Origin of the sequence: Serratia sp. H402Y, from assembly GCF_051172415.1 — a bacterium.
Classification (GTDB): domain Bacteria; phylum Pseudomonadota; class Gammaproteobacteria; order Enterobacterales; family Enterobacteriaceae; genus Serratia; species Serratia ureilytica.
Map to the genome: position 1 here is coordinate 174,615 of NZ_JBPIYZ010000005.1, position 15,752 is coordinate 190,366.

Genomic DNA, 15,752 nt, shown 5'->3' on the forward strand with positions numbered 1-15,752 from the left:
GAGCAAGTCAGCGCCATGCGATTAAACCCCAGCCAACAACAAGCCGTCGAATTCGTTACCGGGCCCTGCCTGGTGTTGGCCGGTGCCGGCTCCGGCAAGACGCGCGTTATCACTAATAAGATAGCCCACCTGATCCACCACTGCGGCTATCAGGCGCGGCACATCGCCGCCGTGACTTTTACCAACAAAGCCGCGCGCGAGATGAAAGAGCGTGTGTCGCAAACCCTGGGACGCAAAGAGGCGCGCGGGCTGATGATTTCCACCTTCCACACTCTGGGGCTGGAAATCATCAAGCGGGAATATGTGGCGCTGGGCATGAAGTCCAACTTCTCGCTGTTCGACGACCAGGATCAGCTGGCGCTGTTGAAAGAGCTGACCGAAAAGTGGCTGGAAAGCGATAAGACGCTGGTGGCGCAGCTGATTTCGACCATCTCCAACTGGAAAAACGACCTGATCGATCCCCAGCGGGCGGCGGAGCTGGCGCGCTCGGAGCGCGACAAGCTGTTCGCCCACTGCTACGGCCTTTACCACGCCCATATGCGGGCGTGCAACGTACTGGACTTCGACGATTTGATCCTGTTGCCGACGCTGCTGCTGCAACGCAACGAAGAGGTGCGCGAACGCTGGCAGCAGCGCATCCGCTATCTGCTGGTGGATGAGTATCAGGATACTAACACCAGCCAATACGAGCTGGTGAAGCTGTTGGTGGGCCATCGCGCGCGCTTTACCGTGGTGGGCGACGACGATCAGTCGATTTACTCCTGGCGCGGCGCGCGGCCGCAGAACCTGGTGCTGCTGAAGGAAGATTTCCCGGCGCTGCAGGTGATCAAGCTGGAGCAAAACTACCGTTCCAGCGAGCGCATTTTGAAGGCGGCCAATATCCTGATCGCCAATAACCCGCACGTGTTTGAAAAAAGGCTGTTTTCCGAGCTGGGGTATGGCGAAGAGCTGAAGGTGGTGACCGCCAACAACGAGGATCACGAAGCCGAGCGCGTGGTGGGGGAACTGATCGCCCACCACTTCGTGAAAAAAACCAACTACGGCGACTATGCGATCCTGTACCGTGGCAACCACCAGTCGCGGGTGTTTGAAAAGATGCTGATGCAGAACCGCATCCCGTACAAGATTTCCGGCGGCACGTCGTTCTTCTCTCGCCCCGAGATCAAGGATCTGCTGGCTTACCTGCGGGTGCTGACCAATCCGGACGACGACAGCGCCTTCCTGCGCATCGTCAATACCCCCAAGCGCGAGATCGGTCCGGCGACGCTGCAGAAGCTCGGCGAATGGGCCAACCAGCGCAACAAGAGTTTATTCCACGCCAGTTTCGATCTGGGGCTGAGCCAGCACTTGACCGGGCGCGGGCTGGAATCGCTCCAGCGCTTCACCCACTGGCTGGGCGGCATCGCCCAACAGGCGGAGCGTGAGCCGGTGGCGGCGGTGCGCGATCTGATCCGCGGCGTGGATTATGAAAGCTGGCTGTTTGAAACCTCGACCAGCCCGAAGGCCGCCGAAATGCGGATGAAAAACGTCAATACGCTGTTCGGTTGGATGACGGAGATGCTGGAAGGCAACGATTTGGACGAGCCGATGACGCTGACCCAGGTCGTGACGCGCTTCACCCTGCGCGACATGATGGAGCGCGGTGAAAGCGAAGAGGAGCTGGATCAGGTGCAGCTGATGACGCTGCACGCTTCCAAAGGGTTGGAGTTCCCCTACGTGTTCCTGGTGGGCATGGAAGAAGGGCTGCTGCCGCACCAGAGCAGCATCGACGAAGACAATGTCGATGAAGAGCGGCGTCTGGCCTATGTGGGGATCACCCGCGCGCAAAAAGAGCTGATCTTCACCCTGTGCCGCGAACGCCGTCAGTACGGTGAGTTGGTGCGGCCGGAGCCGAGCCGATTCCTGCTGGAGCTGCCGCAGGACGATTTGGCGTGGGAAACCGAGCGCAAAGTGGTGAGCCCGCAGGAGCGGATGCAGAAGGGGCAGAGCCATCTGGCCAATATCCGCGCCCAGCTGGCCAAGGCCAAAGGCGGGAATTAAAAAGAAAGGGCGCTCATCGCGCCCATGCTATTTCAACGTTGTTCTTCCAATCGCAGCGTCCAGTGGACGTAGCTCTGCCAGTGGCTTTCCTGCTCCAGCGCCTCGGCGCGCAGCGGATGCTGCTCCAGCCAACCCGGCGGCAAGATCACCGTCAGTTCATCGTCCTGATTGGCGCGTAAACGCACCGCCGGCAGCGTGTCGTCGCGGCGGCGGCTGGCGAAGATGATCGCCAGGCGCAAAATACGGCACAGACGCTGCGCGGTGCGCGGCGGCAGGGCGTTTTGCTGGTTCAACAGCGACAGGTCGAGGGTGTTGCTCTGGTTTTGCAGCAGGGTGGCCAGCAGTTTTTTCTGCGCGGGGGTAAAGCCGGGTAAGTCCAGGTGGCGGATCAGGTAGGCGGCGTGTTGCGGCGCCTGCTTGAAATCGACGCTGAGGCCGAGTTCGTGGATCAGGCTGGCGCTGTGCAACAGCTCGCGACATCGCGCATCCAACTGCCACTCGTTGGCGACCTGCTGCGAGAAGTTGGCGGCGAGCTGGCTGACGCGCTCGGCCTGCTCGGTGTCGATCAGGTAGCGACGCTGCAGGTTGCGGATGGTGCGGATGCGAATATCCTGCTCCACCGGCAGATGCAGCATGCCGTAAACCAGGCCTTCACGCAGCGCCCCGCCGGCCAGCATCATGCTTTCGATGCCCAGCTCCTGGAAGATGGCCAGCAGAATGGACAGGCCGCTCGGGAAGACCAGCGCGCGTTCCAGCGTCAACCCTTCGATCTCCAGCTCTTCCAGCTTGCCGCACTGAATGGCCCGCTGTTTCAACTGGCGCAGCTTGGGCAGGGTGATGCGTTCATCCATGCCTTGCGCCACCATGATTTCCTGCAGTGCTTGTACGGTGCCGGAAGCGCCGACGCAGATTTGCCAACCGTGCTGGCGCAGCTGCGGCGCGATCGGCCGCACCATGTCGCGCGCGGCCTGTTCGGCGCGCTCGAAGTTTTCTTGCCCGAGGTTGCGATCGCTGAAGTAGCGCTCCAGCCAGGTGACGCAGCCCATCGACAGGCTGTACAGCTGCGATGCCTGTGCGCCGGTGCCGGTGACCAGTTCGGTGCTGCCGCCGCCGATATCGACGACCAGCCGCCGATCCGGCCCGCCGGTGGTGTGCGCGACGCCATGATAAATCAGCCGCGCTTCTTCTTCGCCGCTGATGACCTGCACCGGGCAGCCGAGGATTTGCTCGGCTGCCTGCAGGAACTCATCGGCGTTGGACGCCAGGCGCAACGTGGCGGTGGCGACGACGCGGATCTGCTCGCGCGGGATGTCCTGCAGGCGTTCGGAGAACAGCCGCAGGCACTGCCAGCCGCGTTGCATGGCCTCATGCGACAGGTGATTGTGCTGATCCAGCCCGGCCGCCAGGCGCACCTTGCGCTTTATCCGCGCCAGAGTCTGAATGCTGCCGGCCACCTCGCGCACCACCAACATATGGAAGCTGTTGGAGCCGAGATCGATGGCAGCATAAAGCGTGCTGGAGCTGAGCATGGCGATCAGCTCGAGCGTTTACGGTTGCTGCGCGGCGCGCCGCCGCGACGTGGCGCGGAGTTGCGACGTGGGCCGTTGCCGCCGCGCGGACGCGACAGGCGCTTCGGTGCCGGCAGATCGGTCAGCAGCGCATCGCTGTTGTACTTGCTCACCGGAATGCTGTGATCGATATAGGTCTCGATCGCCGGCAGGTTGAGCGCGTACTCTTCACAAGCCAGGCTGATGGAGTGGCCGCTGGCGCCTGCTCGGCCGGTACGGCCGATGCGGTGCACGTAGTCTTCGCAGTCGTCAGGCAGATCGTAGTTGAAAACGTGCGTGACGGCGGGAATGTGCAGACCGCGCGCGGCGACGTCGGTGGCGACCAGGATATCCAGATTGCCCTTGGTGAAGTCGTCGAGGATGCGCAGGCGTTTTTTCTGCGCCACGTCGCCGGTCAGCAGGCCGACGCGGTGACCGTCGGCGGCCAGGTGGCCCCAGATGTCTTCGCAGCGGTGCTTGGTGTTGGCGAAGATGATGGCGCGATCCGGCCACTCTTCTTCGATCAGCGTCTGCAGCAGACGCATTTTTTCTTCGTTGGACGGGTAGAACAGCTCTTCTTTAATGCGGTGGCCGGTTTTCTGTTCCGGTTCCACTTCAACATATTCGGCGTTGTTCATCTGCTCGAAGGCCAGTTCGCGTACGCGATAGGACAGCGTGGCGGAGAACAGCATGTTCAGGCGTTGATCGGCCGCAGGCATGCGGCGGAACAGCCAGCGGATGTCTTTGATAAAGCCGAGATCGTACATGCGATCGGCTTCATCCAGCACGACAACCTGCATCGCGCCGAGATCGACATAGTTCTGCTTGGTGTAATCGATTAAACGGCCGGTGGTGCCAATCAGAATGTCCACGCCGCTTTCCAGCACTTTCAGCTGTTTGTCGTAGCCGTCGCCGCCGTAGGCCAGGCCCAGCTTCAGGCCGGTGCTCTGGGAGAGGGCTTCCGCATCGGAGTGGATTTGCACCGCCAGTTCACGCGTAGGCGCCATGATCAAGGCGCGCGGCTGATTGGTCTGGCGATCCTGTTTCGCCGGGTGGGTCAGCAAATAGTGAAAAGTAGACGCCAAAAACGCCAGCGTCTTTCCGGTACCGGTTTGCGCCTGACCTGCAACGTCACGCCCGGAGAGCGTGAGCGGCAATGCTAACGCCTGGATGGGCGTGCAATTGTGAAACCCTTTTTTCTCAAGGGCTTCAAGGACTAACGGGTGCAGGGCGAAGTCGGAAAACTTCTGTTCAGTCAAGTGTGTTTTGCTCATAGTGTGGTAGAATATCAGCTAACTATTGCTTTACGAAAGCACATCCGTTGAAATAAACGCGGTGCAATAAAATCACCTTGAGTTGGTTAATGCTACACCAACAAGGTAGACATAATCCTGTGGAGTAGAACATGAGCGATAAAATTATTCACCTGACTGACAGCAGCTTCGAAGCTGACGTGCTGAAAGCGGAAGGGCCGATCCTGGTCGATTTCTGGGCTGAATGGTGTGGGCCGTGCAAGATGATTGCTCCGATTCTGGATGAGATTGCCGAAGAGTTCGAAGGCAAACTGACCATCACCAAGCTGAATATCGATCAGAACCCGGCTACCGCGCCTAAGTACGGTATCCGTGGCATCCCTACGCTGTTGCTGTTCAAGAACGGTGAAGTGGCCGCGACCAAGGTTGGCGCGTTGTCCAAAGGTCAGCTCAAAGATTTCCTGAACGCGAATCTGTAATCGGGCGGGAAGCCCAGTATCAGGCGCCTGGCGGTGATGTTCAATTCACCGCTAGACGCCTGCCAAGAAGCGTGTTAAGTTTAACCACACTGCATATAGAACTTGCCCGAAGTTTTAAATCTAAAGAGTTTGAATCTAAAGCTATACTCTGTGTCGAACCACCGGCGTTGAAAGTAAACTGAACTCAACCCGTGTTTTGGCAATCAAACGGTTTTGCAAAAATCATTTTTAAGGTACCTTCGATCTTCAACCGTCAATGCGTGCGCCCGATGTAAGCCATTTCTTACCGCGACGGCTCTGCGCCCGGTGATCGAACGTCCAGTAAACAGGCACGCATCTCGCTGCCATACCATTCACGATACAAGTTCGAGACATACCCCGAGTTTAAGAACCCACCACTATGAATCTTACCGAATTAAAGAATACGCCGGTTTCTGAGCTGATTACTCTCGGCGAAAATATGGGGCTGGAAAACCTTGCCCGCATGCGCAAGCAGGACATCATCTTCTCCATTCTGAAGCAACATGCGAAAAGCGGAGAAGATATCTTCGGCGACGGCGTGCTCGAGATATTGCAGGATGGATTCGGTTTCCTCCGCTCTGGAGACAGTTCCTACCTCGCCGGTCCCGACGACATCTACGTATCCCCTAGCCAAATCCGCCGCTTCAACCTCCGCACAGGTGACACCATTTCCGGTAAGATTCGTCCGCCAAAAGAAGGCGAGCGCTATTTTGCCCTGCTGAAAGTCAACGAAGTCAACTACGACAAGCCGGAAAACGCCCGCAGCAAGATCCTGTTCGAGAACTTGACGCCGCTGCACGCCAATTCCCGTCTGCGGATGGAACGCGGCAACGGCTCGACCGAAGACTTGACGGCGCGCGTACTGGATCTGGCGGCGCCAATTGGCCGCGGCCAGCGTGGCCTGATCGTGGCACCGCCGAAAGCCGGTAAAACCATGCTGCTGCAGAACATCGCGCAGAGCATCGCCTACAATCACCCAGACTGCGTGCTGATGGTGCTGCTGATCGACGAACGTCCGGAAGAAGTGACCGAGATGCAGCGCCTGGTGAAAGGCGAAGTGATCGCATCGACCTTCGACGAGCCGGCTTCGCGTCACGTACAAGTGGCCGAAATGGTGATCGAGAAGGCCAAGCGCCTGGTTGAGCACAAGAAAGATGTGATCATTCTGCTCGACTCCATCACCCGTCTGGCGCGCGCCTACAACACCGTGGTGCCGGCCTCGGGCAAGGTGCTGACCGGTGGTGTGGACGCCAACGCCCTGCATCGTCCGAAGCGCTTCTTCGGTGCGGCGCGTAACGTGGAAGAGGGCGGCAGCCTGACCATCATCGCGACCGCGCTGGTTGATACCGGTTCGAAGATGGACGAAGTGATCTACGAAGAATTTAAAGGTACCGGCAACATGGAATTGCATCTGGCGCGTAAAATCGCCGAGAAACGCGTATTCCCGGCTATCGATTACAACCGCTCCGGTACCCGTAAAGAAGAGCTGCTCACCACCTCTGAAGAGCTGCAAAAAATGTGGATCTTGCGCAAAATCATTCATCCGATGGGTGAAATCGACGCGATGGAGTTCCTCATTAATAAGTTGGCGATGACTAAAACCAACGATGAATTCTTCGATATGATGAAACGCTCATAATTCGTTAAAAAATTCGCTGAACGCCACGCCTAGTCGTGGCGTTTTTCGCTTTTGGCGGATACGATAAGTAGCAGTAATGGAAAAGTAAGTTGTTTCCTCGACTTATTGAGAATTCATCTTGTTTGTCGGTCGGTTTCGCGCCGGTCGGCTTTGCTGCTGTCATTTTGTCAGTCGATGCGAAGAAAATAGGCATGAATCACCGTTGTCATAGGAAATGACCGAAAGGTAGCGGGGGCCGATGGCACAAGCCTTAGCCCGTGGTAAGCTGCCTTATCTTCTACAGAGATCTGTTAACTGTGAACTTACTCACTATGAGTACTGAAATTCTATTTGTTTTCCTGTTTTCTTTGGCTTTTCTCTTTGTTGCCCGCAAGGCGGCAAAACGTATTGGTCTGGTAGATAAACCCAATTATCGCAAACGCCATCAGGGGCTGATTCCTCTGGTCGGCGGTATTTCCGTTTATGCCGGGTTGTGCTTCGCGTTTTGGATCTCTGAACAACCCATCGCACACGCCAAGCTTTATCTCACCTGCGCCGGTATTCTGGTGTTTGTGGGGGCGCTCGACGATCGTTTCGATATCAGCGTTAAAATTCGCGCCCTGGTGCAGGCGCTGGTCGGCATCGCCATGATGGTGTTCGCCGGTCTGTATCTGCGCAGCTTCGGCCATGTGCTGGGTGACTGGGAGATGCTGCTGGGGCCGTTCGGCTATCTGGTGACGCTGTTCGCGGTATGGGCGGCGATCAACGCTTTCAATATGGTCGACGGCATCGATGGTCTGCTGGGCGGTTTGTCGTGCGTCTCCTTCGGGGCGCTGGGCCTGCTGCTGTACCTGAGCGGCCATCATGAGCTGGCGTTCTGGTGCTTTGCGATGATCGCCACTATCGTTCCCTATATTTTGCTCAATCTCGGCATCCTCGGCCGCCGTTATAAGGTGTTTATGGGGGATGCCGGCAGCACCCTGATCGGTTTTACCGCCATTTGGCTGCTGCTGCAAAGTTCACAGGGAAAGGCGCACTCGATCAACCCGGTGACCGCGCTGTGGATCATCGCTATTCCGCTGATGGACATGATAGCAATCATGTATCGTCGTTTACGCAAGGGGATGAGCCCCTTCTCTCCCGATCGTCAACATATTCACCACCTGATCATGCGCGCCGGCTTTACGCCGCGGCAGGCTTTCGTGCTGATCACCCTGGCGGCCGCGTTGCTGGCTGCGGTGGGCGTGATCGGCGAACGCCTGACTTTTATCCCTGAGTGGGTTATGTTGGCATTATTCTTGCTTGCCTTCTTCCTGTACGGTTACTGCATCAAGCGCGCCTGGCGGGTTGCGCGGTACATTAAGCGTATCAAGCGCCGGCTGCGGCGTTCGGGCGATAACAAGCAAGTACCTTAACCAGAGACCAGAGGCTTTTTGGCTGTGATGAATCCAGAAACAACGTCTGACAAGCATACCCCGGCGGTGGATAACGAACTCGATATCCGCGGCCTGTGCTGCACCCTGTGGCGCGGCAAACCGTGGATTATCGGCATTGCGGTGCTGTTCGCGGCGGTCGCGCTGATCGTTTCTTACCTGGTTAAGCAAGAGTGGAGCGCCACCGCGATCACCGACAGGCCGACGGTGAATGCGCTGGGCGGTTATTACTCCCAGCAGCAGTTCCTGCGCAATCTGGATGTGCGCACGCTGCCGGCGGCGGCGGCCGGCGATCAGCCGAGCATCGCGGATGAAGCGTACAATGAATTCATCATGCAGCTGGCGGCTTACGACACGCGTCGCGATTTCTGGCTGCAGAGCGATTACTACAAACAGCGTCAGGAAGGGGATGCGCGTGCCGATGCGGCATTGCTCGACGAGCTGATCAATAACATCCTGTTCACGCCGCGCGACGACAAAAAAGTCCCGAACGACGGCGTGAAGCTGACGGCGGAAACCGCCGCGGACGCCAACCGCCTGCTGCGCCAATACGTGGCCTTCGCCAGCCACCGCGCAGCCCTGCACCTGAACGAAGAGATCCAGGGCGCGTGGGCCGCTCGCACCACCTCGATGAAGGCACAGGTCAAGCGTCAGGAAGCGGTCGCGGAGTCGGTTTACAAGCGCGAGCTGAACACCACGCAACAGGCGTTGAAAATTGCCGAGAGCCAGGGGATCAGCCGTACGCAAACCGACACTCCGGCCGAACAGTTGCCGGATTCGGATCTGTTCTTGCTGGGCCGGCCAATGCTGCAGGCGCGTCTGGAAGGCCTGCAGGCCTCCGGCCCGACCTACGATCTGGATTACGATCAGAACCGCGCAATGCTGGCGACGCTGAACGTTGGCCCGACGTTGGATGAGAAGTTCCAGACCTATCGCTATTTGCGCACGCCGGAAGAGCCGGTAAAACGCGACAGCCCACGCCGGGTCTTCTGGCTGATTTTGTGGGGCGCGATGGGCGCGTTGGTTGGCGCCGGTGTGGCCTTGGCGCGTCGGCAGCCGAAGTAACCATAGATTTAACTTACCGATGGGCGCTTAGTGCGCTCGGTTCGCAGGTACGCCTGCGCTTAACTGACCAAAAAGAGATTCTCTGTGAAAGTGTTGACTGTTTTCGGCACCAGACCTGAAGCCATTAAAATGGCGCCGCTGGTACATGCTTTGGCTCAGGATGAGGCCTTTGACGCAAAGGTCTGTGTAACGGCGCAGCATCGTGAGATGTTGGATCAAGTATTGCGGTTGTTTGAGATTACACCGGATTACGACCTGAACATCATGAAACCTGGCCAGGGGCTAACGGAAATCACCTGTCGCATCCTGGAAGGGCTGAAAGGGGTGTTGGAAGAGTTCAAACCTGATGTGGTACTGGTGCACGGCGATACCACCACCACGCTGGCGACCAGCCTGGCGGCGTTCTATCAGCGAATTCCTGTCGGGCATGTGGAAGCCGGATTGCGTACTGGCGATCTGTACTCCCCTTGGCCTGAAGAAGCCAACCGAACTCTGACGGGGCATTTGGCGAAATTCCATTTCGCGCCGACCGAAAATTCACGTCAAAACCTGCTGCGCGAAACACTGCCGGATAATCAGATTTTCGTGACCGGCAATACGGTAATCGACGCGCTGTTTTGGGTGCGCGATCGGGTGATGAGCGATGCCGCTCTGCAGGCTAGCCTGGCGCAGCGTTACCCGTTCCTCGACGCCGACAAAAAACTGATTCTGGTCACCGGCCATCGCCGGGAAAGTTTCGGCGGCGGTTTTGAGCGGATCTGCAGCGCGTTGGCTCAAATAGCCCGCAACCACCCGGAGGCGCAGGTAGTATATCCGGTGCACCTGAACCCGAATGTCAGCGAGCCGGTCAACCGTATTCTGAAAGGTATCGATAACATCATGTTGATCGAACCGCAGGATTATCTGCCGTTTATTTATCTGATGACCAAAGCGCACCTGATCCTGACCGATTCCGGCGGCATTCAGGAAGAGGCGCCCTCGTTAGGCAAGCCGGTGCTGGTGATGCGCGATACCACCGAGCGTCCGGAGGCGGTGGATGCGGGAACGGTGCGTCTGGTTGGGACCGATGTGACCAAAATCGTTGATACGGTAACTCGGTTGTTGACGGACGAAAGCGAATATCAAGCGATGAGCCGGGCGCATAACCCATACGGTGACGGACATGCCTGCCAGCGTATCCTCGAAGCCTTAAAGAATCATCAGGTGACACTATGAGCTTTGACACTATTTCTGTCATTGGTCTGGGTTATATCGGCTTGCCAACGGCGGCGGCGTTTGCCTCACGCAAGAAAAAAGTGGTGGGCGTTGATGTAAACCAACATGCGGTAGATACCATTAACCGTGGCGCGATCCACATCGTCGAACCGGATCTGGATAAAGTGGTCAAGGACGCCGTTGAGGGCGGTTATCTGCGGGCGGTGACCAAACCGCAGCCGGCCGATGCGTTTCTGATCGCGGTGCCCACGCCGTTCAAGGGCGATCATGAACCCGACCTGAGCTATGTCGAGACAGCGGCGAAGTCGCTGGCACCGGTGCTGAAAAAAGGCGATCTGGTGATCCTTGAGTCCACTTCGCCGGTGGGCGCCACTGAGCAGGTGGCGGAATGGTTGGCTGAAACGCGCAGCGATCTCAGCTTCCCGCAGCAAGCGGGCGAAGCGGCGGACGTGAATATTGCCTACTGCCCGGAACGCGTGTTGCCGGGGCAGGTGATGGTGGAGCTGATTAAAAACGACCGTGTGATCGGCGGTATGACGCCGAAGTGCTCGGCGCGCGCCAGTGCGCTATACAAGATTTTTCTCGAGGGTGAATGCGTACTGACTAATGCGCGAACCGCCGAGATGTGCAAGCTGACGGAAAACAGCTTCCGTGATGTGAACATTGCCTTTGCCAACGAGCTGTCGTTGATTTGCGCCGAGCAGGGGATCAACGTCTGGGAACTGATTCGTTTGGCGAACCGTCATCCGCGAGTGAATATTCTGCAGCCTGGCCCGGGCGTCGGCGGCCACTGCATCGCCGTCGATCCGTGGTTTATCGTGGCGCAAAATCCGCAGCAGGCGCGTCTGATCCACACCGCGCGCCTGGTAAACGACGGTAAACCGCTGTGGGTAGTCGACCGTGTGAAAGCGGCGGTAGCCGATTGCCTGGCCGCGACTAACAAGCGCGCGTCCGAGTTGAGAATCGCCTGCTTCGGCCTGGCGTTCAAGCCGAATATCGACGATCTGCGTGAAAGCCCGGCGGTGGAAGTTGCCCATTTGATTGCTGATTGGCATTCGGGGGAAACGCTGGTCGTGGAACCTAACGTCGAACACCTGCCGGCATCGTTGGTGGGTCATGTGGCGTTGAAAACGATCGCTGAGGCGTTGCAGCAGGCCGATGTGATCGTGATGTTGGTCGATCATCAGCAGTTCAAGGCCATCCGGCCGGAAGAGATTAAGCAAAGCTGGGTGGTGGATACCAAAGGAGTTTGGCGTTGAAGCGTATCTTAGTCACCGGTGGCGCCGGATTTATCGGTTCTGCGGTCGTGCGACATATCATCGAGGCCACCGGCGACAGCGTAGTGGTGGTGGATAAGCTGACCTATGCCGGTAACCTGGAGTCGCTGGCGGTAGTGGCCGACAGCGATCGTTATGCCTTCGAGCAGATCGACATCTGCGATCGCGTCGGGTTGGATCGGGTGTTTGCCCGCTATCAGCCGGATGTGGTGATGCACCTGGCGGCGGAAAGTCACGTCGATCGCTCTATCGACGGCCCGGCGGCATTTATCGAGACCAACGTGGTCGGCACTTACACCCTGCTGGAAGCGGCGCGCCACTATTGGCAGCCGTTGGCGGCGGAGAAGAAGCAGGCTTTCCGTTTCCATCATATCTCCACCGACGAAGTGTACGGCGACCTGCACGGCACCGACGATCTGTTCACCGAAACCACGCCCTATGCGCCGAGCAGTCCGTATTCCGCCTCCAAGGCGTCGAGCGATCATCTGGTGCGTGCCTGGTTGCGCACCTACGGTTTGCCGACCCTTGTGACTAACTGTTCGAACAACTACGGCCCTTATCACTTCCCGGAGAAGCTGATCCCGCTGGTTATCCTGAATGCCGTCGCCGGTAAACCGCTGCCGGTATACGGCAACGGCGCGCAGGTGCGCGACTGGCTGTATGTCGAGGATCACGCGCGTGCGCTCTATCAGGTGGTGACCGAAGGCGTGGTGGGCGAAACTTACAATATCGGCGGCCATAACGAGCGCAAGAATATCGAAGTGGTGCAGACCATCTGTGACCTGCTGGAAGAACTGGCGCCGAACAAACCGCAGGGCGTGGCGCACTACCGCGATCTGATCACTTACGTCAAGGATCGTCCGGGCCACGATATGCGTTACGCCATCGACGCTGGCAAGATCGACCGTGAGTTGGGGTGGCGGCCGCAGGAAACGTTCGAAAGCGGCATTCGCAAAACCGTGGTTTGGTACCTGAATAACGAAGTCTGGTGGCGCCGGGTGCAAGACGGTTCTTATGCCGGCGAGCGTTTGGGGCTGTCCGATTGAATGTAGCGCAGTGCTGTCCTTATAAGGTGCTGCGGATTTGGGAGCTAGTATGAAAGGTATTATTCTGGCCGGCGGTTCCGGCACGCGTTTGCATCCGATCACGCGCGGCGTGTCCAAACAGCTGTTGCCGATCTATGACAAACCGATGATTTATTATCCGATGTCGGTGCTGATGTTGGCGGGGATTCGCGACATTTTAATCATCTCGACCCCAGCGGATTTGCCGTCATTCGAACGTTTGCTGGGTAATGGCGAACAGTTTGGCGTCAATCTCAGCTACGCCGCGCAACCTAAGCCGGAAGGCCTGGCCCAGGCGTTCCTGATCGGCGAGGAGTTCATCAACGGCGATTCTTGCTGCCTGGTGTTGGGAGATAACATCTTCTTCGGCCAGTCTTTCAGCCCGAAATTAAAAACCGTTGCGGCCCGAACCGAGGGCGCCACCGTGTTTGGTTATCAGGTGATGGATTCTGAGCGCTTTGGCGTTGTGGAGTTTGACGACAATTTCCGCGCGCTGTCGATCGAAGAAAAACCGAAAAAACCGAAATCCGATTGGGCGGTAACCGGCTTGTATTTCTACGATAGCCAGGTGGTGGAGTTCGCCAAGCAGGTGAAGCCTTCCGAGCGCGGCGAGCTGGAAATTACCAGCATCAACCAGATGTATCTGGAGCGCGGTGATCTGACCGTCGAGCTGCTGGGGCGCGGTTTTGCCTGGTTGGACACCGGGACTCACGACAGCCTGCTGGAAGCCAGTAGCTTCGTGCAGACGGTCGAGAAACGTCAGGGATTTAAAATCGCCTGTCTGGAAGAGATCGCCTGGCGCAACGGTTGGCTGGATGATGAGGGCGTCAAACGTGCCGCCCACTCCTTGTCCAAAACCGGCTATGGCAAGTATTTGCTGGATTTGCTGCATGTGCGTCCACGCCATTATTGAGCCTTTGTCATGGGAAAGTGAGTTTTTCGCGCTGGACAGCGCGAAACTCATCTTCTCCTCCTCAGCCCCGGTTCTGGCTGAGGCCGACGTGGCGGCTTATGCCCTGGTGCAGGCCAAAGTTTCCGCACAGCAATTGGCCTTGGCGGATGGCCTGGCCGATTTAGGCTTCCGCCTGGTTGAGGGCGAGGTCGATTTGGTTTTGGCGCTTGATAACAGACCGATGCTTGAATTTGGTGACCGCGTACAGGCGATACGCTTTGCGACCGAGGCCGATATCCCCGCATTGCGTAGCGCGGCGGCTCAGGCATTCGCCGCCAGCCGCTTTCGTGCGCCCTGGTATCAACCTGATGACAGCGGCCGGTTTTATGCTTTGTGGATCGAAAAGGCCGTTTTGGGCACCTTCGATCATCAGTGCCTGTTGGCGCTGGACGAACAGGGGCACCCAGAAGGATTCGTCAGCCTGCGCAATTTGGGCGAACGGGAAACACGCATCGGCCTGCTGGCAGCTTTCCCCGGCGCATCCGGCCGGGGGATTGGTTCCAGGCTGATGGCGGCGGCGATCGCCGAATCCCGGCGTCAGGGGATGCAGCACCTGCGGGTCGCGACCCAGATAGGCAATATCGCCGCATTACGACTCTATCAACGACAGGGTGCCGTGATTGAAAGCACCGCGTACTGGTTATACAGAGGTAGACATGATTCCATTTAACGCACCACCGGTTGTTGGCACTGAACTGGAATATATGCAGGCTGCCATGGGCAGCGGCAAGTTGTGCGGCGACGGCGGTTTTACCCGTCGCTGCCAGCAGTGGATGGAACAGCATTTCGGCAGCGCGAAAGTGCTGTTGACGCCTTCCTGCACCGCGTCGTTGGAAATGGCCGCCATCCTGCTGGATATTCAGCCGGGCGACGAAGTGATCATGCCGAGCTTTACCTTCGTTTCAACCGCCAACGCCTTTGTGCTGCGCGGCGCCAAAGTGGTGTTCGTTGATCTGCGTCCGGACACCATGAACATCGACGAAACCAAAATCGAAGCGGCGATTACCGATAAAACCCGCGCGATCGTGCCGGTACACTACGCCGGCGTCGCCTGCGAGATGGATACCATCATGGCGCTGGCGAAGAAATATAACCTGTTCGTGGTGGAAGACGCCGCGCAGGGCGTGATGTCGACCTATAAAGGCAAGGCATTGGGCACCATCGGCCATATCGGCTGCTTCAGCTTCCATGAAACCAAAAACTATACCGCCGGCGGCGAAGGCGGCGCGACGCTGGTGAACGATCCGGCCCTGATCGATCGGGCGGAAGTCATCCGCGAGAAAGGCACCAACCGCAGCCAGTTCTTCCGTGGCCAGGTCGACAAATATACCTGGCGCGACATCGGCTCCAGCTACTTGATGTCTGACCTGCAGGCCGCCTACCTGTGGGGGCAGCTGGAAGTGGCGGAGCGCATCAACCAGCGCCGCCTGTCGCTGTGGCAGAAGTACTACGACAGTTTCCTGCCGTTGGTTCGGTCAGGCCGTATCGAGTTGCCGAGCATTCCGGCGGACTGCGTGCATAACGCGCACATGTTCTATATCAAGCTGCGCGATATCGAAGAGCGCACGGCCTTTATCGACTACCTGAAGGAAGCCGAAATCATGGCCGTGTTCCACTATATCCCGCTGCATGACTGCCCGGCCGGCGAACAGTTTGGCCGCTTTGCCGGCGAAGACCGTTACACCACGCAGGAAAGTGCGCGTCTGGTGCGCTTGCCGCTGTTCTACAATATGTCCGATGTCAATCAGCGTACGGTAATCAATACCATTCTGAGCTTCTTCGCCTGAT

The 15,752-nt window shown here is 58.0% G+C and carries 13 protein-coding genes; 11 read left to right on the forward strand and 2 right to left on the reverse strand.

What is annotated here, in order from left to right; all coding sequences use genetic code 11:
- Positions 1 to 15: 15 nt before the first annotated feature.
- Positions 16 to 2,040 carry a DNA helicase Rep gene (rep, locus tag ACSBQS_RS20880; RefSeq protein WP_033645047.1) on the forward strand — a complete coding sequence of 675 codons (2,025 nt, stop codon included), beginning with the start codon at positions 16 to 18 and terminating at the stop codon, positions 2,038 to 2,040.
- A gap of 32 nt (positions 2,041 to 2,072) precedes the next feature.
- Here the strand turns inward: rep and ppx are convergent, their stop codons facing one another.
- Both ppx and rhlB read right to left on the reverse strand, forming a co-directional pair.
- Positions 2,073 to 3,569 (reverse strand): exopolyphosphatase, encoded by a 1,497-nt coding sequence (gene ppx / locus ACSBQS_RS20885; protein WP_042783439.1) that lies wholly within the window; start codon positions 3,567 to 3,569, stop codon positions 2,073 to 2,075.
- Positions 3,570 to 3,574: 5 nt separating this feature from the next.
- On the reverse strand, positions 3,575 to 4,861 hold the full coding sequence (rhlB, locus tag ACSBQS_RS20890; RefSeq protein WP_033645045.1) for an ATP-dependent RNA helicase RhlB: 1,287 nt from the start codon (positions 4,859 to 4,861) through the stop codon (positions 3,575 to 3,577).
- Positions 4,862 to 4,992: 131 nt separating this feature from the next.
- Here rhlB and trxA point away from each other — a divergent pair, with 131 nt between their 5' ends.
- The 10 genes from trxA to rffA all read left to right on the forward strand — a co-directional run bounded on the left by trxA (position 4,993) and on the right by rffA (position 15,751).
- The gene (gene trxA / locus ACSBQS_RS20895) at positions 4,993 to 5,319 is read left to right on the forward strand and encodes a thioredoxin TrxA (protein WP_004934187.1); all 327 of its coding nucleotides are present in this window, start codon (positions 4,993 to 4,995) and stop codon (positions 5,317 to 5,319) included.
- Positions 5,320 to 5,719: 400 nt separating this feature from the next.
- Positions 5,720 to 6,979, forward strand: a complete 1,260-nt coding sequence (gene rho, locus ACSBQS_RS20900) for a transcription termination factor Rho (RefSeq protein WP_004934188.1) — start codon at positions 5,720 to 5,722, stop codon at positions 6,977 to 6,979.
- A 296-nt stretch (positions 6,980 to 7,275) separates the two neighbouring features.
- Positions 7,276 to 8,373 carry a UDP-N-acetylglucosamine--undecaprenyl-phosphate N-acetylglucosaminephosphotransferase gene (gene wecA / locus ACSBQS_RS20905; protein WP_025160399.1) on the forward strand — a complete coding sequence of 366 codons (1,098 nt, stop codon included), beginning with the start codon at positions 7,276 to 7,278 and terminating at the stop codon, positions 8,371 to 8,373.
- A 27-nt stretch (positions 8,374 to 8,400) separates the two neighbouring features.
- Positions 8,401 to 9,456, forward strand: a complete 1,056-nt coding sequence (gene wzzE, locus ACSBQS_RS20910; RefSeq protein WP_033645043.1) for an ECA polysaccharide chain length modulation protein — start codon at positions 8,401 to 8,403, stop codon at positions 9,454 to 9,456.
- 84 nt (positions 9,457 to 9,540) lie between these two features.
- A complete protein-coding gene (wecB, locus tag ACSBQS_RS20915) occupies positions 9,541 to 10,671 on the forward strand; it encodes a non-hydrolyzing UDP-N-acetylglucosamine 2-epimerase (protein ID WP_033645042.1) in 1,131 nt (376 codons plus the stop codon).
- Complete coding sequence (gene wecC, locus ACSBQS_RS20920; protein ID WP_094141806.1) at positions 10,668 to 11,930, forward strand: UDP-N-acetyl-D-mannosamine dehydrogenase; 1,263 nt, start codon at positions 10,668 to 10,670, stop codon at positions 11,928 to 11,930. Before wecB ends, wecC begins: the two co-directional genes overlap by 4 nt.
- On the forward strand, positions 11,927 to 12,994 hold the full coding sequence (rffG, locus tag ACSBQS_RS20925) for a dTDP-glucose 4,6-dehydratase (protein ID WP_033645040.1): 1,068 nt from the start codon (positions 11,927 to 11,929) through the stop codon (positions 12,992 to 12,994). The genes wecC and rffG overlap by 4 nt, the downstream gene beginning before the upstream one ends.
- A 49-nt stretch (positions 12,995 to 13,043) precedes the next feature.
- On the forward strand, positions 13,044 to 13,925 hold the full coding sequence (gene rfbA, locus ACSBQS_RS20930) for a glucose-1-phosphate thymidylyltransferase RfbA (protein WP_033645039.1): 882 nt from the start codon (positions 13,044 to 13,046) through the stop codon (positions 13,923 to 13,925).
- Complete coding sequence (gene rffC / locus ACSBQS_RS20935) at positions 13,903 to 14,634, forward strand: dTDP-4-amino-4,6-dideoxy-D-galactose acyltransferase (RefSeq protein WP_197666742.1); 732 nt, start codon at positions 13,903 to 13,905, stop codon at positions 14,632 to 14,634. The genes rfbA and rffC overlap by 23 nt, the downstream gene beginning before the upstream one ends.
- Positions 14,621 to 15,751, forward strand: a complete 1,131-nt coding sequence (gene rffA / locus ACSBQS_RS20940; protein WP_033631478.1) for a dTDP-4-amino-4,6-dideoxygalactose transaminase — start codon at positions 14,621 to 14,623, stop codon at positions 15,749 to 15,751. Before rffC ends, rffA begins: the two co-directional genes overlap by 14 nt.
- Position 15,752 lies beyond the last annotated feature (1 nt).

Coding starts and splice junctions, on each gene's coding strand:
- rep (WP_033645047.1), top strand. CDS start 16: ATGCGATTAAACCCCAGCCAACAACAAGCCGTCGAATTCGTTACCGGG.
- ppx (WP_042783439.1), bottom strand. CDS start 3,569: ATGCTCAGCTCCAGCACGCTTTATGCTGCCATCGATCTCGGCTCCAAC.
- rhlB (WP_033645045.1), bottom strand. CDS start 4,861: ATGAGCAAAACACACTTGACTGAACAGAAGTTTTCCGACTTCGCCCTG.
- trxA (WP_004934187.1), top strand. CDS start 4,993: ATGAGCGATAAAATTATTCACCTGACTGACAGCAGCTTCGAAGCTGAC.
- rho (WP_004934188.1), top strand. CDS start 5,720: ATGAATCTTACCGAATTAAAGAATACGCCGGTTTCTGAGCTGATTACT.
- wzzE (WP_033645043.1), top strand. CDS start 8,401: ATGAATCCAGAAACAACGTCTGACAAGCATACCCCGGCGGTGGATAAC.
- wecC (WP_094141806.1), top strand. CDS start 10,668: ATGAGCTTTGACACTATTTCTGTCATTGGTCTGGGTTATATCGGCTTG.
- rfbA (WP_033645039.1), top strand. CDS start 13,044: ATGAAAGGTATTATTCTGGCCGGCGGTTCCGGCACGCGTTTGCATCCG.
- rffC (WP_197666742.1), top strand. CDS start 13,903: ATGTGCGTCCACGCCATTATTGAGCCTTTGTCATGGGAAAGTGAGTTT.
- rffA (WP_033631478.1), top strand. CDS start 14,621: ATGATTCCATTTAACGCACCACCGGTTGTTGGCACTGAACTGGAATAT.